At 59.2% G+C, this 16128-nt stretch carries 15 protein-coding genes and 1 pseudogene; 10 read left to right on the top strand and 6 right to left on the bottom strand.

The window, feature by feature from the left end:
• Positions 1-20: 20 nt before the first annotated feature.
• A complete protein-coding gene (locus ASC81_RS18620; RefSeq protein WP_056270337.1) occupies positions 21-413 on the top strand; it encodes a response regulator in 393 nt (130 codons plus the stop codon).
• Positions 414-436: 23 nt separating this feature from the next.
• Here the strand turns inward: ASC81_RS18620 and ASC81_RS18615 are convergent, their stop codons facing one another.
• Together ASC81_RS18615 and ASC81_RS18610 are read right to left on the bottom strand one after the other, a co-directional pair.
• On the bottom strand, positions 437-718 hold the full coding sequence (locus ASC81_RS18615) for a hypothetical protein (protein WP_056270334.1): 282 nt from the start codon (positions 716-718) through the stop codon (positions 437-439).
• Between the two features lie 24 nt (positions 719-742).
• Complete coding sequence (locus ASC81_RS18610; RefSeq protein ID WP_156392285.1) at positions 743-1444, bottom strand: zinc-finger-containing protein; 702 nt, start codon at positions 1442-1444, stop codon at positions 743-745.
• Positions 1445-1509: 65 nt separating this feature from the next.
• On the opposite strand from ASC81_RS18610, the gene imuA reads away from it, so the two are divergent.
• The 3 genes from imuA to ASC81_RS18595 are packed head-to-tail and all read left to right on the top strand — an operon-like array spanning position 1510 to position 6799.
• Positions 1510-2439, top strand: coding sequence for a translesion DNA synthesis-associated protein ImuA (imuA, locus tag ASC81_RS18605; protein ID WP_156392282.1), 930 nt, complete (start codon positions 1510-1512; stop codon positions 2437-2439).
• Complete coding sequence (locus ASC81_RS18600) at positions 2345-3691, top strand: DNA polymerase Y family protein (RefSeq protein ID WP_235533707.1); 1347 nt, start codon at positions 2345-2347, stop codon at positions 3689-3691. The genes imuA and ASC81_RS18600 overlap by 95 nt, the downstream gene beginning before the upstream one ends.
• 9 nt (positions 3692-3700) lie before the next feature.
• Positions 3701-6799: an error-prone DNA polymerase gene (locus ASC81_RS18595; RefSeq protein ID WP_056270325.1), complete on the top strand. Its 3099-nt coding sequence runs from the start codon at positions 3701-3703 to the stop codon at positions 6797-6799.
• Between the two features lie 40 nt (positions 6800-6839).
• Here the strand turns inward: ASC81_RS18595 and ASC81_RS28200 are convergent, their stop codons facing one another.
• Positions 6840-7070, bottom strand: a complete 231-nt coding sequence (locus ASC81_RS28200) for a BPSL0761 family protein (protein ID WP_082536640.1) — start codon at positions 7068-7070, stop codon at positions 6840-6842.
• Between the two features lie 76 nt (positions 7071-7146).
• Between ASC81_RS28200 and ASC81_RS18590 the strand changes: the two genes are divergently transcribed.
• Positions 7147-7404 (top strand): helix-turn-helix domain-containing protein, encoded by a 258-nt coding sequence (locus ASC81_RS18590; RefSeq protein WP_056270321.1) that lies wholly within the window; start codon positions 7147-7149, stop codon positions 7402-7404.
• Between the two features lie 4 nt (positions 7405-7408).
• Here ASC81_RS18590 and ASC81_RS28300 read toward each other — a convergent pair whose 3' ends face one another.
• Positions 7409-7966: an HAD domain-containing protein gene (locus ASC81_RS28300; protein ID WP_162245927.1), complete on the bottom strand. Its 558-nt coding sequence runs from the start codon at positions 7964-7966 to the stop codon at positions 7409-7411.
• The gene (locus ASC81_RS18585) at positions 7963-8406 is read right to left on the bottom strand and encodes a hypothetical protein (protein ID WP_156392280.1); all 444 of its coding nucleotides are present in this window, start codon (positions 8404-8406) and stop codon (positions 7963-7965) included. The genes ASC81_RS28300 and ASC81_RS18585 overlap by 4 nt, the downstream gene beginning before the upstream one ends.
• 623 nt (positions 8407-9029) lie before the next feature.
• Between ASC81_RS18585 and ASC81_RS27135 the strand changes: the two genes are divergently transcribed.
• From ASC81_RS27135 to ASC81_RS18570, 5 genes and pseudogenes are all read left to right on the top strand, one after another.
• A complete protein-coding gene (locus ASC81_RS27135) occupies positions 9030-11120 on the top strand; it encodes a hypothetical protein (RefSeq protein WP_156392279.1) in 2091 nt (696 codons plus the stop codon).
• A 2-nt stretch (positions 11121-11122) separates the two neighbouring features.
• Complete coding sequence (locus ASC81_RS27130; protein WP_156392277.1) at positions 11123-13078, top strand: hypothetical protein; 1956 nt, start codon at positions 11123-11125, stop codon at positions 13076-13078.
• Between the two features lie 485 nt (positions 13079-13563).
• Positions 13564-14730: a tyrosine-type recombinase/integrase gene (locus ASC81_RS26660; protein WP_082536639.1), complete on the top strand. Its 1167-nt coding sequence runs from the start codon at positions 13564-13566 to the stop codon at positions 14728-14730.
• Positions 14731-14789: 59 nt separating this feature from the next.
• Positions 14790-15146 (top strand): annotated as a pseudogene (gene thyA, locus ASC81_RS18575) (thymidylate synthase); the annotation flags it as partial.
• Entirely contained in the window at positions 15143-15634 is a 492-nt protein-coding gene (locus tag ASC81_RS18570; RefSeq protein ID WP_056270311.1) for a dihydrofolate reductase, read from the top strand. The pseudogene thyA and the gene ASC81_RS18570, both read left to right, overlap by 4 nt.
• A 1-nt stretch (position 15635) precedes the next feature.
• On the opposite strand, the gene ASC81_RS18565 is transcribed toward ASC81_RS18570, so the two are convergent.
• On the bottom strand, positions 15636-16112 hold the full coding sequence (locus ASC81_RS18565; RefSeq protein ID WP_056270308.1) for a hypothetical protein: 477 nt from the start codon (positions 16110-16112) through the stop codon (positions 15636-15638).
• Positions 16113-16128: the final 16 nt, after the last annotated feature.

The raw sequence follows: 16128 nt of genomic DNA, 5'->3' as shown, positions 1-16128 counted from the left end.
CGTACTGATAGGGGTGAGTCATGGCCAGTTCTGTGCTGAGGGGGCTTCGCGTGCTCGTCATAGACGACAACGAGGATGCCGCGGAGACCGTCGCCTGGCTGCTTTCTGACTATGGTGCTGACACGCGCACGGCCAGAGACGCCATGAACATCGTCGACCTCGTTCGGCACTTCAAGCCCGACTTGGTCCTGCTCGACCTCACGCTGCCCGTGGTTGATGGCTTCGAAGCGTGCCGGCGCATCCGAGGATGCATGGGCTCAAAGCCGTACATCGCAGCGGTGACGGGCTGGGGAGGTGAAGAGCGAGGGGTGCAATGCACGGCCGCCGGATTTGACTTGCATCTGACCAAGCCAGTTGCGGTGGGCAAGCTGGTGGAGGCAGGTCAAATGGCTTTGAACAGGTTGGGGCGGTAACAGCCGCTCGAGTGCTATACAACTTAGAACGGTAGCTCAGCGTCTTCATCCAAGAAGAGCGCCTGACTCACCCGTTTGACCGCCGCAGCATCCTCAGGGTCGTTGACCATCACGTTGAGCCTGATGCGCTTGGTCTTCGGCGCACCTTGACCGCGCACCGCGTCTGCAATCAGGACCTGCCGTTCCCAGACCGACAGGCCGGTTGGCACCGCAGCCATCGTGGCCAAGCGGACCTCCCAGACCTTGTCCGTGTAGTCGACTTTTCCCACGTCAGCTTCGCGAACGAAGCGGTCGTCGTAGCTCATAACGTCTTCCTGCTCGGCCTGACTTCAGTGCCGCGTTGCCCGCTTGGGCTTCTTGCAATACATCACGAGGCTGTGAAGCCCCTCGTTCTCTTCGGCCAGCAACCCTTGTACCGACCAGGTCTGCCGCTCGGGCCAGTAGTCCACGAGCTCGTCGCCAGCCTTCACGAAAAAGTGCCCATCGGGCGCGACAGTGAACTCGATATCGGCCTGCATCAACCAATGCGCAGCCCCTGGTAGCTCAGGCTCTTCACCCGGTGCTCGCATCATGTCCTCGATGGCGAGCTGGACCTTGATGCACTCGTCGTACGTCAGCGCGGCGATGTGCGCTTCCTCGGTATCCACTGACAGCAACCGCGCCATCCAGGCATAGGCCTCGTGTCGGGTCATCCTGGCCGGTGGCTGCCACAGCGCATCGAACAGCCGATGAGTCTCAATGCGCGCGGCTCGTAGGTCCTTGTTCGCCAGGCTGCCCATCGGCAACGACCCATCGGACACGACCAACTCGCCGTCAGGCAGCGCCACCCTCGCGCCAGCACGGTGGCAACCCACATGCGCGTCGCAGTTGGTGCACCGCCAAATCTTCCGGTCGGCGAGCTCCGGGCGCAGCGGATAGACGACGTCAGCCGCTACCAACTCCACGTCGGAGAGGCAGTACGGACAGCGCGCAGGCGGGCCTACTGGTATTCGCGATGCGGCATCGGTCATGAGTTGGTCGATGGCGTGCATTTGCGGGTGGACTTAGGCGGGGCTGGTGGTGTACTGTATAAAACAACAGTATTAAGCGCAACCCAATGTCCACCCTCGAGGTGGAGGGCATTCTGTCCTCCCCGCTTCCCCCTGCCAAACCGCCCCTGAGGCCCCTGGAAGCCCTTCAGGGGGCTCAGGCAGCCCTGGGTGAGGCCGACCTGGTGGCGCCGGCCCAGAACGCCGCTTACCCAACTTGCGAGCTGCCTCGTGAACTCGCTGATTCGGTTTGGCGTGCCAACGAACTGGGGCACGGCCGAACGGCCGTGGTGGGCACCGGCTTCGCCGATTTGGACGACCAACTGCCGGACGGTGGGTGGCCCTGCGGCTCCATGACCGAAATCCTGCAGAGCCACCCCACGCAGCTTGAATGGCGCGTGGTTGGGCCGTGCCTACGGTCGTTGGTCGCCAGCGGTCGGTCGGTCGTCCTTATCGGTCCGCTCAAGCCCCCTCATCTACCCGGCCTGCGCCATCTCGGGCTCCACGAAAACTGTCTGGTCTGGATAAAGGCCGAGACCCCGTCAGAACGCCTTTGGACGGCAGAGCTGATGCTTCGTTCCAACGCGACCGCCGCCGTGCTCGCCTGGCTGCCGCAGTGCCTGCCAAGCCAGTTGCGCCGCTTGCAGGTTGCCGCCCAGGGAAGCGAAGGTCCTGTCTTCGTCTTTCGACCGCTGGACGCTCGCCAAGACCCCTCCCCGGCCCCGCTAAGACTGCTGGCCTCCCCCCTAATGGACTGGCAGCTCAAGGTCGAAATCTTCAAACGCCGCGGACCCGCCCACGAGACGCCACTTTTGCTGGACTCGATACCGGGCGGCTTAGAGCACGTGCTGACGCCGCGCATGCGTCGGCCCAGCTCACTTGTTCAACGGAAGGAGGCACCCCGTGAAGCTGTGGGTAGCCCTGACAACATCGTTTCCGCCAGTACCGCCTGCGTCGCCCAAGAAGCCCTCGCACGAACTGCCCCAACCAACGGTTGATGCGCTTCAGCGCATCGCCATGTGGGCTTTGCAGTTCACGCCGCGAGTTGCCACGGTAGAAGGATGTGCGGTCGTCCTTGAGGTCTGGGCCAGCCTGCGACTGTTCAAAGGCGCGGAGGCGTTGAAGGCGCGCGTCGCCGACGAAGCCCCGGACCTGGGCGTTACAGGCATCGGCTGGGCACCGACGGCGCTGGGCTCCCTGGCTCTCGCGCGATGTGATGAAGAACTGGATGACCGGGCGATGGAGACCGTCCTGGACGCGCTGCCATTGCTCGCCCTCAACGCAGCGTCGCTGCAGGTCGAGACCTTGGCCCGAGCTGGCATCAATACATTAGGCCAACTTCGCAGGCTGCCTCGCCCAGCGACCAGTCGGCGCTTCGGCGAAGACCTGCTTGTCGCTTTGGACCAGACATACGGTCTTCGTCCCGAAACGTTCGAGTGGGAGACTATCCCGGAAGAGTTCCAGGCGCGGTTCGAGTTGCCTGCGCGGGAAGAGAACGCGCCGGCGCTGATGGCGTACGCGCGCCCCATGTTGTTGCAGATGTGCGGCTGGCTGGCAGCCCGTCACACCGGCGCAGAGGGTTTCCGCCTCACGTGGGTTCACGACTCGATGCGGGCCAAGGACGCGGGGCCCAGCGGCGACCTTGTCATCCGGTCTTCGTCGCCCATGCGCGATGCAAACCACTTCACCAAGTTGCTCTCCGAGCACCTGGCAAAGGTGGAATTGCTGGCGCCTGTGGGCGAGTTGAAGCTGGAAGCTGTTGGCGTCGAGCGTGTCACCGAGGAGAGCCTGTCGCTGTTTCCGCAGACCACCAACGCTGGTGAGGCCTTGACGCTCGCGCTCGAACGCGTCGCGTCACGACTCGGAGCCAAGCGCGTCTTGCAGCCCTATGAGGTCGACGAGCACCGCGCAGAGTGGACGACGTTGTGGAGCCCGGTCGCCAAGCGCAAGAACCGCAAGCAGGGCGACGTCGAGCCGCTACCGGCACCGACCTTCCTACTCGAGCGGCCGCTGAAGCTCACCGTCCGCAACGAACGCCCCTTCTACCAGGGCCGACTGATACCAATCGTTGGCCCAGAACGGGTCGAAGGTGGATGGTGGAACCGCCTCCCCGGTGCCTCCCTGGCCACGCAGCACGCCGAACGCGAGTACTGGACCGTTCAGTCGGAGATAGCCGGCACCTTGTGGATTTTCAGCACACGGGAGGAGACCGGCGAGCCCGCCTGGTACCTGCACGGGATGTTTTCCTAATGGTTCGGCATGGCAACGCTTCCCGACTACGCCGAGCTTCGGTGCTCCACCAACTTTTCCTTCCTCAAAGGCTCTAGCTGGCCACGGGAGTACGTGGAGCGGGCCAAGGAGCTGGGCTACTCGGCCATCGCCATCACCGATGAATGCTCGATGGCCGGCGTCGTGCGCGCGCATGTCGAGGCCAAGGAACAGGGACTCAAGCTGCTCGTGGGCAGCCAGTTCGACATTCAGTGCGATTTCCCCTTCACGCTGGTCGTGCTCGCAACCAAGCTCAACGGATACGGCAACCTCTGCCAGCTCGTGTCCAAGCTTCGTCGGCGGTCCGAGAAGGGCACGTACGAGATGGGGCTGGACGATGTCTTGCCCGGGGTTCTCGACGACTGCGTGGTCATCGCGTGCCCGACCAGGCATGCACTGCCACCGGAGCTGCTGCAGCTCGGTCGCTGGCTGTTCAAGTACTTCTTGGGTCGGGCCTGGCTTGGTATCGACCTTCTGCGACGCAGCGACGATGAGATACGCCTGCTACGGATGCGGCAAATCAGCGTGGAGACGCTGATACCCCTTGTGGCTGTCGGAAACGTGACGATGCATCGCCGCAGTCGCAAGCCCCTGTTGGACGTCATGACCGCGACGCGCATCGGCAAGCCGCTCACGCAGTGCGGAAAGGCCCTCGACATCAACGCAGAGCGACATCTGCGCACACGGGGCCGTCTGGCCCGCACCTTCCCAGATGACCTGTTGGCCGAGACGCTGAAGGTCGCAGACAGGTGCAACTTCAGCTTAGATGAACTTGCCTACCAGTACCCATCGGAGGTGGTGCCTGAAGGAGAAACTGCCACCAGCTACTTGCGCCAGCTCACCTACCAAGGCGCGGGCCGTCGCTGGCCCGATGGCATTCCGGCTGCCATCAACGACCAAATTGAGCGCGAGCTCGAGCTAATTTCAGACCTCAAGTACGAGCACTACTTCTTGACCGTGGCCGACGTGGTCATGTTCGCTCGCAGCCGCAACATTCTTTGCCAAGGTCGCGGCTCGGCCGCCAACAGCGTCGTTTGTTTTTGCTGCGGCATCACCGAGGTCGACCCGGCGCGCATGTCGACGCTGTTCGAGCGGTTCATCTCCAAGGAGCGCGACGAACCGCCGGACATCGACGTTGACTTCGAGCATCAGAGGCGCGAGGAGGTCATTCAGCACATCTACAGCAAGTATGGGCGCGACAGAGCTGCCCTAACAGCGGTGGTCACCAGCTACCGGGTGAAGTCGTCCCTAAAGGACGTCGGCAAGGCGCTGGGCTTCGAGCTGCCGATGCTTGAGACCCTGAGCGGTAACTACGCGTGGTGGGACCTCGAGACGCTGGACGAGACGCGATTGGTGGAAGTCGGCCTTGACATCACGGACCTCGCTGTCCGGCAGCTCATCGACATGGTGCGGCAAATCTTGGGCATGCCCAGGCACATGAGCCAGCATCCAGGCGGCTTTGTCCTGACGCAAGGCCCGTTGACCCGCATCGTTCCGGTTGAAAACGCCTCGATGGAAAACCGCACGGTCATCCAGTGGGACAAGGACGACATTGACGCGATGAAGCTCCTGAAGGTCGATGTGCTCGGCTTGGGCATGCTCACCGCAATTCGCAAGTCGTGCGAACTCATCAGCCTGACCAAGGGCTACGAGTTCTCAGTGCGGGACATCCCGCCAGACTGTTCAGCCACCTACGACATGATTTGCGCCGCAGAAACGATTGGTGTGTTCCAAATCGAGTCGAGGGCACAGCGCGCGAAGCTGCCGGTGACGCGGCCACGCAAGTACTACGACCTAGTCATCCAGGTGGCCGTGGTCAGGCCCGGACCGATTCAAGGTGGCATGGTTGGGCCGTATGAGGCCCGGCGACAAGGCAAGGAAGCAGTAACCTACCCCAGCAAGGAGCTGGAGGCCGTACTCGAACGCACGCTTGGCATCCCGTTGTTTCAGGAACAGGTGATGCAAATTGCGATGGTTGCAGCGGGCTACACCGGCGGCCAGGCCGATGAACTGCGGAGAGACATGGCCGCCTGGAAGAGAAAAGGGGGGCTGGACAAGCACTATTCCCGCATCGTCGATGGCATGGTCGCGCGTGGGTATGAGCCGGAGTTCGCCGAGGCAATCTTTGCCCAGATTCAAGGCTTCTCGTCCTACGGCTTTCCAGAATCGCACGCGGCCTCTTTTGCGCTGCTGGTCTGGCAGAGTTGCTGGATAAAGCATCACCATCCCGCCGAGTTCCTGACTGCGATGCTCAACTCTCAGCCGTTGGGCTTCTACAGCCCAAGCCAGCTGGTGCAGGACGCCAAGCGACATGGAGTTGTCGTGCTGCCGGCCGACGTAATGCGCTCGGAATGGGACTGCGTGTTGGAGCCCCAGGGTCGCGGCCATGCTGTTCGGCTGGGCTTGCGGCTCATCGAACATTTCAGGAAGACTTCTGCGGAGGCCATCACGGCTGCGCGCCAGGCCGCGCCGTTCGATAGCGCCGAAGACCTAGCGCTCCGTGCAGGCTTGAACCGAGCGCAGATGACCGCCCTCGCCTCTGGCGATGCGCTGATGAGCCTCAGCGGTCACCGTCGTCAGCAAGTCTGGGACGCGGCAGCGCCGCGTTTGAATCCACCGCTGCTCAGCGATGCGCCTGTTGACGAGGACTACCTGGAGCTCGAACAAGCATCAGAGAGCGAAGAGGTGTTTTGGGACTACGCCTCGCTGGGCCTGACCCTGCGGACGCACGAGCTTGCGCTGCTACGCCCGCGGTTCGAAGGGAAGCGACTCATGACATCCGCCGACCTCCGCGACGCCCCAGACGGCCGACAGGTCTATGCCATCGGCAAGGTCACCGGACGACAAAGGCCGGAGACCGCCAAGGGGGTAACCTTCATCTCGCTGGAAGACGAGTTCGGCGACATTCAAGTCATCGTCTATTCCGGCGTCTTTGAGCGCTTCCGACAGGTGGCTTTGCACTCTAGGCTGCTGGGTGTGAAGGGACGGTGGCAGTGCGAAGAAGGAGGCCGTAACCTCATCGCTGGCTACCTTGAAGACCACACGCCGTTGATACGGGGGCTACGAGCGAAGAGCAGGGACTTCAAATGACAGAGCGGCCCGACGCCACGTCGTGACCTCTGGACGTCCGCTATACCTCGTTCGGTCCAGAAAGCTGCGATGGCCAAACCTCTCCGAAGTGCATGGGCAACGCGCGGTGAGCCCAGTTAAGTTCCATCGGTCCGGGATAGTGCCGCAGTAGATGGCGCGCTTGCCGCCGCACCTCTTCAGAGACGCTGGGTATCTGGTCCGACGCCACAAGCTGAAGTAGGAACTCCCTCGTCTGTAGGAGCGCCCTTGTGCGTTCATCCGGCGTGGTCATCTGCGTCCCCTGATAAAGAATTTTGCCGTCAATTGACACGTGTCTATTGGCAACAGAACAACAACACTGCTGGCTTGTGAAGCCAAGCAGAATTCAAGGCCTCGTAGAGGCACTAGGTGTCGAGCTGAAAGCAAGACGGGCGGAGCTTGGCTATTCCCAAGAGGACTTGGCGGCCAAGGCCGGTCTCGACCGGCCATACGTCTCCTTGGTGGAGGTGGGTCTCAAGCAACCGACCCTCAGCGTCCTTTTCCGCTTGGCTCGCGGTGTTGACCTGACGTTTGAGGAACTAGCTGGTCGTGTCGAGAGCCGGTACGGTCGCAGCACCTTGGAATGAGCGCCTAGGTTTTCGGAGAACCGAAGTTGCAGTAGAGCAAGGTCAATAACCGGTCTTGCGCCGCAGGGTCCAAGAGGCCCTTACAACCGTCAACCGCCACGAGGTGGTTGAGGCGCTCGTCCGGCGTCCAAAGTATCGTTTCGTCGTCCACTGCCACCCAAGCAACTGGACGTAGCCATCGCTGGTGGAGGCGCACGATGTCAGACTTGTTGCAGCGCCAGTAATCATCGACGGATAGCGGCCGCTGTCGGGGTCCTAGCTTTGCTTTCGTAGTGAGGTCCTCGTAGGTGTGCCCAATCACGCGTGACGCAAGACCTTCTCCGAGCTTGATAAGCACGTTGTGCAATCCATCCTGTCGCGGCTGGGTTGACGTGAGCACGATGCGAATCCGCGGCCAGCCCGACAAAAGTCTGTCCAAAATTGGAGCCGCTTCGTAGTCGGTATGCCCGTCGTCTTCTGGCGACCTTGCTTCTGCGAGCTCGTACAGGGACCGGCTCGGATGCAGAACACCACTGATGCCCAAATAAATTGCACCGGGCGCAGACGGGCTTTGCTGACTCATGGCCGCGCCGACGGAACCAAAGGCGGCATCTTTGCCAAAAGCATCCCTATGTCATGCGCCTCGGTACGTCGCAGCGACGCGTCCCGAAGGCCGCGCTCTCCTTGCAGCCTGAAGAAAAGCCGGCACCCTTCCGGAAGAAGCCAATCGCACCATACCTCGATGACCTGCACAAAGTCCCAAGCGCCAAGTACGTCTAGCCGGGCGTCGAAACGCATGAGACCCGTAACTGAACTGACGTCGACGTCGCCTAGAAGCTCGACCAGCATCGACTCGCTGGCGATGAATACCGTCTCCTGCCGTCGGGCACTTCCCTCACGTTGGATGCTCAGGAGATACCACGGCACCTGCCTCGGAAGCACAGCAGCGCTCCAGTACTGAAACCCTGCCTCAAGCATCACTGGAGGAACGCGGCCTTCAAGGCCGTCAAAGGTCAAGAACATCTTGCTGTCAATAGTAAACAAGCCGATTCTGACTCACATGAGCAACTGTGGGAAGCGGTGCAAGAACTTCGTTCCCGCCGCAGCCGCACTGACCCCGCCGTCGATGGGGTAAGTACTCCGCCGCTCAAGGTCGCCTGTCTTGAACCTGATTTCCGGTACAAGGCTAGGCCAACCGACGACTCAGCTGGCAATAAAGTGCCCGCACTTTTCTCGGTCTGGAAGGTCTCATCCGCAGCAGATGCACGCAGGTCTGCGCGTTGATGGAGATGGCTCGGGGGCCCTGCGCTCGCATCTATAGACCCACCGCTTCTCACTGAAGCGCCGAGAGAGGGGACAGCCAAAGGATGTCCCACCGGCTCTGTCCGGGATTGGCGCTGCCTCAAGCGAGAGAGGGTGGCTTCCCTTCGATGAAACATTCGTCGAATGTGGAGCTGCTGCATGCGCTTGTCTGCTTGTCGCCTTGACGCGACCGTTGCGCTACCTAGAACCAGGCGGACGCCGGTATTCGCCGGCCCCAGAGTCCACTCGCCATGCCCTCTGGCGCAAGTACTGCATGCCTCGCGCGCCGACGCGCAGTGCACGCCTAGGCGCTCCGACTGCAGCGTGCGTAGAGGAGCGCGCCGATGACTCGTTTCGAGCATCGCCATTTTCTCGAAGCGCGGCGCCAGGAAGGCGGAACATACCCGTATGGGGTTGTCAATGCTGAGAACCTGATTTTTTTCATCCATCCGCCCGAGCAGAAGAATCCCACTCTACTGCGACTTGGCGCCATGCGCAGGTTCATCGTAAGCCGAGTATTCGACGCCTGTTTTGAGTTAGTGGGGGACTGGGCTGCCGGCTCGTTATACGGCGCGCGCTCTCGCGCCAACGAGATTCGCCGATTTGGCGAATGGCTGGATAAAAACCTGCCGGAATTGCACCCATTTGACGCCAACGCGTCTTCGCATGAACGGAAAGCATGGCAGACCGCTATCAATGCATGGGCGGGTGCTGTCATCCAATCGCATATTGATGCACCACGCTCCGCCGGTCAACGCCTAGGATATGTCCGTCAAATCCTTCTGAAACTTAATAGGATGGGCGTTTGTTCGAAATTATCCGTCCCGACGATTCCATCGAATTCCCACAAGCGTTCACGGCAACGGCGCAGTCTCATTCAGCAAGTCAGGCCGACTAAAAAGCCAGAGCACACTGCCACTGGTCTCCCAAAGGATGATGCGGGGGAAGAATTGATAACAAAGACTCTCGGCCAGTTGGCGGAAGAGCTCGACCCAAATGACCGAGAAGAGCTCACAGAGGCCTTGGTCGCTCTCGCCGCAAATTTCCCTGAGTTGGCACCAAAAACACCCGAGGAAGTAGTGCTTGCCTTAAAGCGTTTGGCTGAGCGGTGCATTGAAACGATTCAATCCGTGGCCTCGCAGAAGTTTCGGGACTGGGAAGAAATATATCGAGCCACGCCCGACCTCCTATCTGCCGGGGACCCGGAGATTGCCGCACAGATTCAAGCGGTGCTACTTGGAGATAAGACGCATAAGAAAACCTTGGCTGGGAAATTTAGGCGGCATAAGCGCGACTTCATCCCTCACGCCCTGCTGTGCATCGAAACCTACTACGGCGGCATGCCACCCGCTGCCAAAGACACCTTGGACAAGACCTTCTGCGAACTTTTGTACTCGCAAGTCGTGGGCAGGTTTGAGTTGGACGCGATGTTCGCTCCAAGTCCCGATGCAGTCGCTGCTGGGATGCTCCTTGCTGCGTGCGAAAGCGCTTTGAATGTCGCTCCCCTTTGCGATATCCAAATCCCGCTTGGCTACCACCCTGCTCCAGACATCAACGACGCCGTCGTGGTCGGAGCAATAAAAGAACGTGCGAACGGAAAGTATGTAATCTCGGTATTGAGCACCAAGCCATTTAACGACATGGTGCCAGCCACCCACGCCATGGCTGCCATATCCGATGCCGCCGCTCGCCAGCGAAAAGCATATTTGGAAGACATACAGAAAAGGGAGGCGCAGCTACTTCAAATCCCCGAACGACCTGAGTCCCAACCGCGCCTGGTCCGGCCAGTCGAAAAAGTAAGTGCACCCCTTTTCGTCTTTCGCTACCAGTCATCGGTTTCCAAAGCAAACGGACATTTTTTGGCCAAGCGGCTTGACTATTTCCTAAGAGATGAAGGGATATCGGACAGCTTCGCCTTTACTCCTTCCGCTATACGACCTTGCGTGCTGATGCTAAAGGACCTTAGCAAAAGTCCCGACTCGCTAATTGTTGCAACGCTAGGAGGACATACGCATCTATCGAATGCAACTTCGGCGTATCAGTTCCAGCTCTTGCAACGACTTCGCCTGTCTTCATACCAGCGGCAGTTTCAAGAGAAAGCCTTGCAACTAGCGAGCCAAGCCCTCGCTACGCCTGAGAAAGACGAAGACGACGACTATGTGCTGGGCGATTCCACGGCGACGTTCGTTGTTCACCTAACTGACTCCCTCTGCAAGGACGGGTATCTAACAAAGTGGAGCCTGGAGCGCGCCAGCGAAATACTTATTATGACCCGCCGAGAGCATTGGATGACGCGATGCATGCCCGAGCTTGCTTGGGCTACAGCCTTGCTCGAGAAAGCGGCAGTCAGTTTGATGGCGAACCGACTGCCTTTCATTGAGCGTGCCGCGAGGCGCGAATTTGACGCTGGCTTTTGTCACTTCCTGGAGATATAGCTATGGCGATGCCCACTCAACAGAAATCTGCCCTCGATTCAAATCACGCTGCGAAGGCTGTTCAACCACCCTGGATGCATAGCCAGATTGATGATGCGATTTGGATTTTTACGCGGGCTCCTGACTTAGGACGCTTGTCTTTCAGCCTGCACCAAGACTTAGGGAACGGATTCTATCTTGACGACCCCAGCCATTCCCTTTGGCGGGACAGCATGAACGTTGCATTGGAACGAGTAGGAGCGACTCACGGCTACGGGATTCGCGATGGCTCAACGATGTACTACCACGCGCTGCATTTTGTGGCCTATTTTCGGTGGTTGGTTCAAAACAATTTTGACGTTCAAGATGTCACCCCCGAGGTCGCGGACCTGTATGCAAAACACTGTTCGAAACGCTTGACCATCGGGTCGCCCGAGCCGGGATGTCCGCTGGAGACAGAAGTGCGCGCCGATGATATCGACGCGGACGAATCAGACGGCGACCAAGCATCAAATACTTCCCACGAGACGCTAGCGAATGACGCCAGCGCCTCTACCGACAGAGTGCTTAAGCTTTTAAATCCGCTCATACATCTTTGGGAGGCACGTGATTTACTTCCATTTGAGCTAGGGGTCAATCCGTTCCCAAACGGAGCACACACCCTCGCGAAGACTTACGGCTCCACCAGACAGAACAGTTCGCCACTAATACCGCTAGAGGTTGGGGCTGCTATGTTGCGGACCGCAATAGTGTGGCTAGAACAACTCGGACCGCTCATCTTGAAAGCACAAGCGGCGCCTTGCAAGCGTGTGAAGGTAGCGATTTATCGCGAGATAGTTCGCGCCGCAAAGATTGCAGGCATCAACTTCGATATTGATTACAAAGGCAGGGAGCGAAAAGACGATTCATTGCCAGTTCTTCAATTCGTAACCATTACAGAGAAACTTCTGCCACACGCCTTTTTTGTCGTCATTTCCTCATTAACCTTGGCTCGGCCTGGAGAAATTAGCGGGTTGGAAGCTGGCTGTATAAGCGGCACAGAGGAGTCTGGTCAATGGGCCGCGAGATACATCGAGAAGAACTACCGTCAAACTCGAAGTTCTCCGGTGCATCCAACAATCGCTCGCGGAATTCTACTTTTCGAGGAGTTATACCGCGCTCGGCGCCTCAGGATGTCTTCCAAATTTTTACTAGCTAAGCAGTCCAAAAGAATCACGGGAAGAGTAACACTCAAAGCATTCGATGGCCCGACCTTGGATTTGCTGGCTGCATTGGCAAATTTGCCAATGGCGACCGACTCCGCTAGCAACCAGTTTCGATGGAACTTTACTCCTAGACAGTTCAGGCGTTTCGCCGCCGTTTTGTGGGCCAATCGCTTCGAACTTCCGGTCGCAGCGTTATCCGTCGCGATGTTCCACTTTGATTTCGTGCGGACCAGCGTCTATTTAGCGAACGCGGATTTCATCGAGTGGTCCACTGCGGCATCACGCGTGTTGACCAGCCAAATAGTAGAAAGCGTAGCGGCGGGGTCGATGGAATATGCCGGCCAACAAAGTGAGCGCTTGAAGAGGCTCACCCATAGGTTGCGCACCAGTATGCGTGCTTCAACAGAAGCACCTGAGAAAACAGCGGCGAGGATTTTCCTAGAGACCGGAATTGTCGCAAAGCCAAATGCCTGGGGTTACTGCTTCTGTGGCTCTGGTCAGAACCACATCAGGCGGGCGCGATGTCTCAATGAAGGCGTGGGAGCAGTTGACCTCGACGGCAGACCAAACTCCGAAGCCTCGAGCCCCGGCATCTGCTCTGGGTGCAGGTTCCTAGCGACGCACAAGACTCGCCTGCCCTACCTAACGGACTGCCTGGAGAAAACCATCGCTGTCGCCACAAGCCCAAGCACGTCAAGCGAACAGCGGGCACTTGCCGCAGAACGTCAGAAGAACCTGGCAGCTGTAGTAGACAAGTTGAAGGGCCACCTCTGACATGGCTAGAGGCAATTTACTTGAACAGCTATCGCTGCGGAATGACGTCCTCGAGGAGCTGCTCCACGGGGTTCGGCAACTTCCCAAGGGAAGCTATCCGACTTGCATGGCGGAGTACAGAGTATGGACTGCAGCGGACCTGGGCATTGCACTGATTGGAAGCAAGAGTTCGGTGTCGACCACCCAGCAGCGCAAGCTTGGAAGAGACGACGTCGTTCGCGAACTTGCACGGGCGGATGGGCTTGTCAAAAGGTGCAAACGCCTCCGCGCGGGCCGGCCAGGAGGAGACGCTAGGCCAACGGCGGATTCCTGCAATTTACTCAAACTCCAAGTAGTGGAATTAACTCGAGAGCGCGACGCAATAGCCGCGAGCTACCAAGAACTACTCGCCGAGCTTCAAACCTCGCGAGATGACTTGAAGCGTTCGGTACAAAAGGAAGAATCACTGGATAGGCGGCTCACTGACCTATTAAGGCAGATAAACGATGGAAACAAAGGTCTCAAACTCGTCAGCGATATCGGCACAAACCCAAGCGCCTAATATCATCTCATACAAAACATACAGTCCGAAGCTGATATTTCCAACGCACCCGGCGAAGATAGAAGGCGCGAGCTTTCTAATACCACTCCAATTTTCCATTGACGGAAAACCTGACCATACCGTGAACAACTGGTTTCGCCACCTTCTTGTGGCAGGGAAAGTGGGCGAATCTACGGTAGGCGCCTACGCGGTCACAGTCAATTCATATTTTAAACACATTTACGAAGAATGCTCCAGAAAGGGCTGGAGGGAATCAACCATCTCAGATATCAGAATCTGGCGAAACGCGGACGCGGCAAAAGGAAATAGGAGCAAGACTACAAAGAGCAAATTGAATTGCTTATTTATGCTTCTGCGCTGGGCATACGTTAATAAGCAGTTCGACAAGTACGTCGGCACGTGGAAAGAGGAATGCGCGGAGGGCGGAATATCCCCAAAGAACGCAAATCTACGTGTAAAGAAAGAACCTTACCTAGACCCTCCCTCCACCAAGGAAATCGAGCAAGTGGCACAAATGATTGCAGCGCATGGGAAGGCTCATGCTGCTCGCGATATGCTTATCTGGCGATGGGCAAAGGAAGTCGGACTTAGAAACAGCGAAATTCTGACATTGACTAGAACTTCATTTCCGAGCTGGGCCAAGATAGCTACCTTCCGTGAAGGCGTCGCAAAAATGAAAGTAAACGGAAAAGGGGGAAAGATTCGAACGGTGTTACCGCCTCTCTCCCTCCTAACCGACACGCGCGAATACTTTGAATCTGACGACTACAAAGCATCCGCTCTCGACAAAAACATTTTCTTGAGCGTACACGGCAGAAGGTTAAGTCAACAATGGATTAGCAAGCTCTTTGCGAATTTCTTTGCACTCGCAGGAATTGATTCTCACCTTCACCGCGCGCGAGCATATTATCTTTATCAACTCACAATGCGCAAAGTCCGTGAACTCCAAGCCACCGGCAAATTGGATGAATTGCACATAGCAACTATACTAAGATTTGTTTTGGACGTAGCAGGTCATGAAGAACTAGATACACTACGGCACTACGTCAATCTCGCGGTCATGTCCCTTGGAGTCGAGGTACAGCAGACTGCGGCACAAGTTCCACCGTGACCGCTCCCGCCTTGCACATGTGTACTGAAACGGTTCGTTGGACGCCTGCACCACAAAACCACGCGTTCTTCCAGTTCTATGTGGCGGACGGCAAACTTTCCTGCCAGCTCTACCAGCGCAGCGCCGACATCTTCCTGGGTGTGCCCTTCAACATCGCGAGTTATGCGCTGCTGACCATGATGCTGGCCCAGCAATGCGACCTGCAGCTCGGCGACTTCATCTGGACCGGCGGCGACTGCCACATCTACGACAACCACGTGGAACAGGTGCAGACCCAGCTGGCCCGCGATGCGCGGCACTATCCGACCATGACGATCAAGCGCCGGCCGGCGTCCATCTTCGACTACGAGTACGAGGACTTCGAGCTCAGCGGCTACGACCCGCATCCCGCGATCAAGGCGCCCGTCGCGGTATGAGTTCGATCACCCTCGTCGCCGCCGTTGCGAAAGACGGCGCCATTGGCCGCGACAACGCGCTGCTGTGGCGCATCCCCGAGGACATGGCGCGCTTCAAGGCGCTGACCACCGGCAAGCCCGTCGTCATGGGCCGCAAGACCTGGGAATCACTGCCGGCCAAGTTCCGCCCGCTGCCGGGGCGCCGCAACCTCGTCGTCAGCCGCTCGGTCAGCGAGCTGCCCGGCGCCGAGGTGTTCAGCACGCTCGATGCGGCGCTGGCCGCCTGCGACGACGCGGAAGTCTGCGTCATCGGCGGCGCCGACATCTACGCATTGGCCCTGCCGCTGGCCGACAAGCTTGCGTTGACGGAAGTGGACGCAGCCTTCCCCGACGCGGATCGGCACTTCCCCGCCTGGCCGCGCGAGCAGTTCGCCGAGGCGCTGCGCGAAGCGCACACCAGCGCCAACGGCCAGCGCTTCGACTTCGTCGACTACCTGCGCCGGCGCTGATTCAGCGCCTCAGCGCCGCCAGGCCGCTCAGCGCCAGCCCGGCAGCAAACGCGGTGTAGACCATCACCAGGCTGCGGTTGGAGATGCGCTTCTCGAAGCCGGGCGTCAGCCGGTCCGGCACGCAGGCCAGGTCGACGACGGCTGCCACCGAGCTCACGACCACAGCATCGGCCACCGCCGTGGTGGCCGTCGCCGTGCCGCGCTCCTCGCGGCGCTTGCGCAGGCTCTCGTACAGGCCGCTCCACAACAACGCGGCGCCGAAGTGCACGCCGGTGCCGGTCAGCGTGTAGCGGGCCGACACGTCGTTTTGCTGCAAGGCCTTGCGCGGCCAAAGCCAGTGGCTGACCGCGTTCAACGGCGCGGCGGCGCTGCCGGTCTCGGCGCGCCCGCGCCAGGCCAGCACGGCGGCCGACAGGCTGCTGGACAACAGGTCGCTGACGAGCAGACGCCCGGCCAGGTGGGTCAACAGAGGCTTCATCACGGCTCCCGCAGTT

Origin of the sequence: Pelomonas sp. Root405, assembly GCF_001425165.1 — a bacterium.
Classification (GTDB): Bacteria; Pseudomonadota; Gammaproteobacteria; order Burkholderiales; family Burkholderiaceae_C; genus Pelomonas.
This window is presented reverse-complemented; position numbering and strand designations above follow the sequence as displayed.

Coding starts and splice junctions, on each gene's coding strand:
- imuA (WP_156392282.1), top strand. CDS start 1,510: ATGTCCACCCTCGAGGTGGAGGGCATTCTGTCCTCCCCGCTTCCCCCT.
- ASC81_RS18610 (WP_156392285.1), bottom strand. CDS start 1,444: ATGCACGCCATCGACCAACTCATGACCGATGCCGCATCGCGAATACCA.
- ASC81_RS18565 (WP_056270308.1), bottom strand. CDS start 16,112: ATGAAGCCTCTGTTGACCCACCTGGCCGGGCGTCTGCTCGTCAGCGAC.
- ASC81_RS18570 (WP_056270311.1), top strand. CDS start 15,143: ATGAGTTCGATCACCCTCGTCGCCGCCGTTGCGAAAGACGGCGCCATT.
- ASC81_RS28300 (WP_162245927.1), bottom strand. CDS start 7,966: ATGAGTCAGCAAAGCCCGTCTGCGCCCGGTGCAATTTATTTGGGCATC.
- ASC81_RS18585 (WP_156392280.1), bottom strand. CDS start 8,406: ATGTTCTTGACCTTTGACGGCCTTGAAGGCCGCGTTCCTCCAGTGATG.
- ASC81_RS18620 (WP_056270337.1), top strand. CDS start 21: ATGGCCAGTTCTGTGCTGAGGGGGCTTCGCGTGCTCGTCATAGACGAC.
- ASC81_RS27135 (WP_156392279.1), top strand. CDS start 9,030: ATGACTCGTTTCGAGCATCGCCATTTTCTCGAAGCGCGGCGCCAGGAA.
- ASC81_RS26660 (WP_082536639.1), top strand. CDS start 13,564: ATGGAAACAAAGGTCTCAAACTCGTCAGCGATATCGGCACAAACCCAA.
- ASC81_RS27130 (WP_156392277.1), top strand. CDS start 11,123: ATGGCGATGCCCACTCAACAGAAATCTGCCCTCGATTCAAATCACGCT.
- ASC81_RS18615 (WP_056270334.1), bottom strand. CDS start 718: ATGAGCTACGACGACCGCTTCGTTCGCGAAGCTGACGTGGGAAAAGTC.
- ASC81_RS28200 (WP_082536640.1), bottom strand. CDS start 7,070: ATGACCACGCCGGATGAACGCACAAGGGCGCTCCTACAGACGAGGGAG.
- ASC81_RS18595 (WP_056270325.1), top strand. CDS start 3,701: ATGGCAACGCTTCCCGACTACGCCGAGCTTCGGTGCTCCACCAACTTT.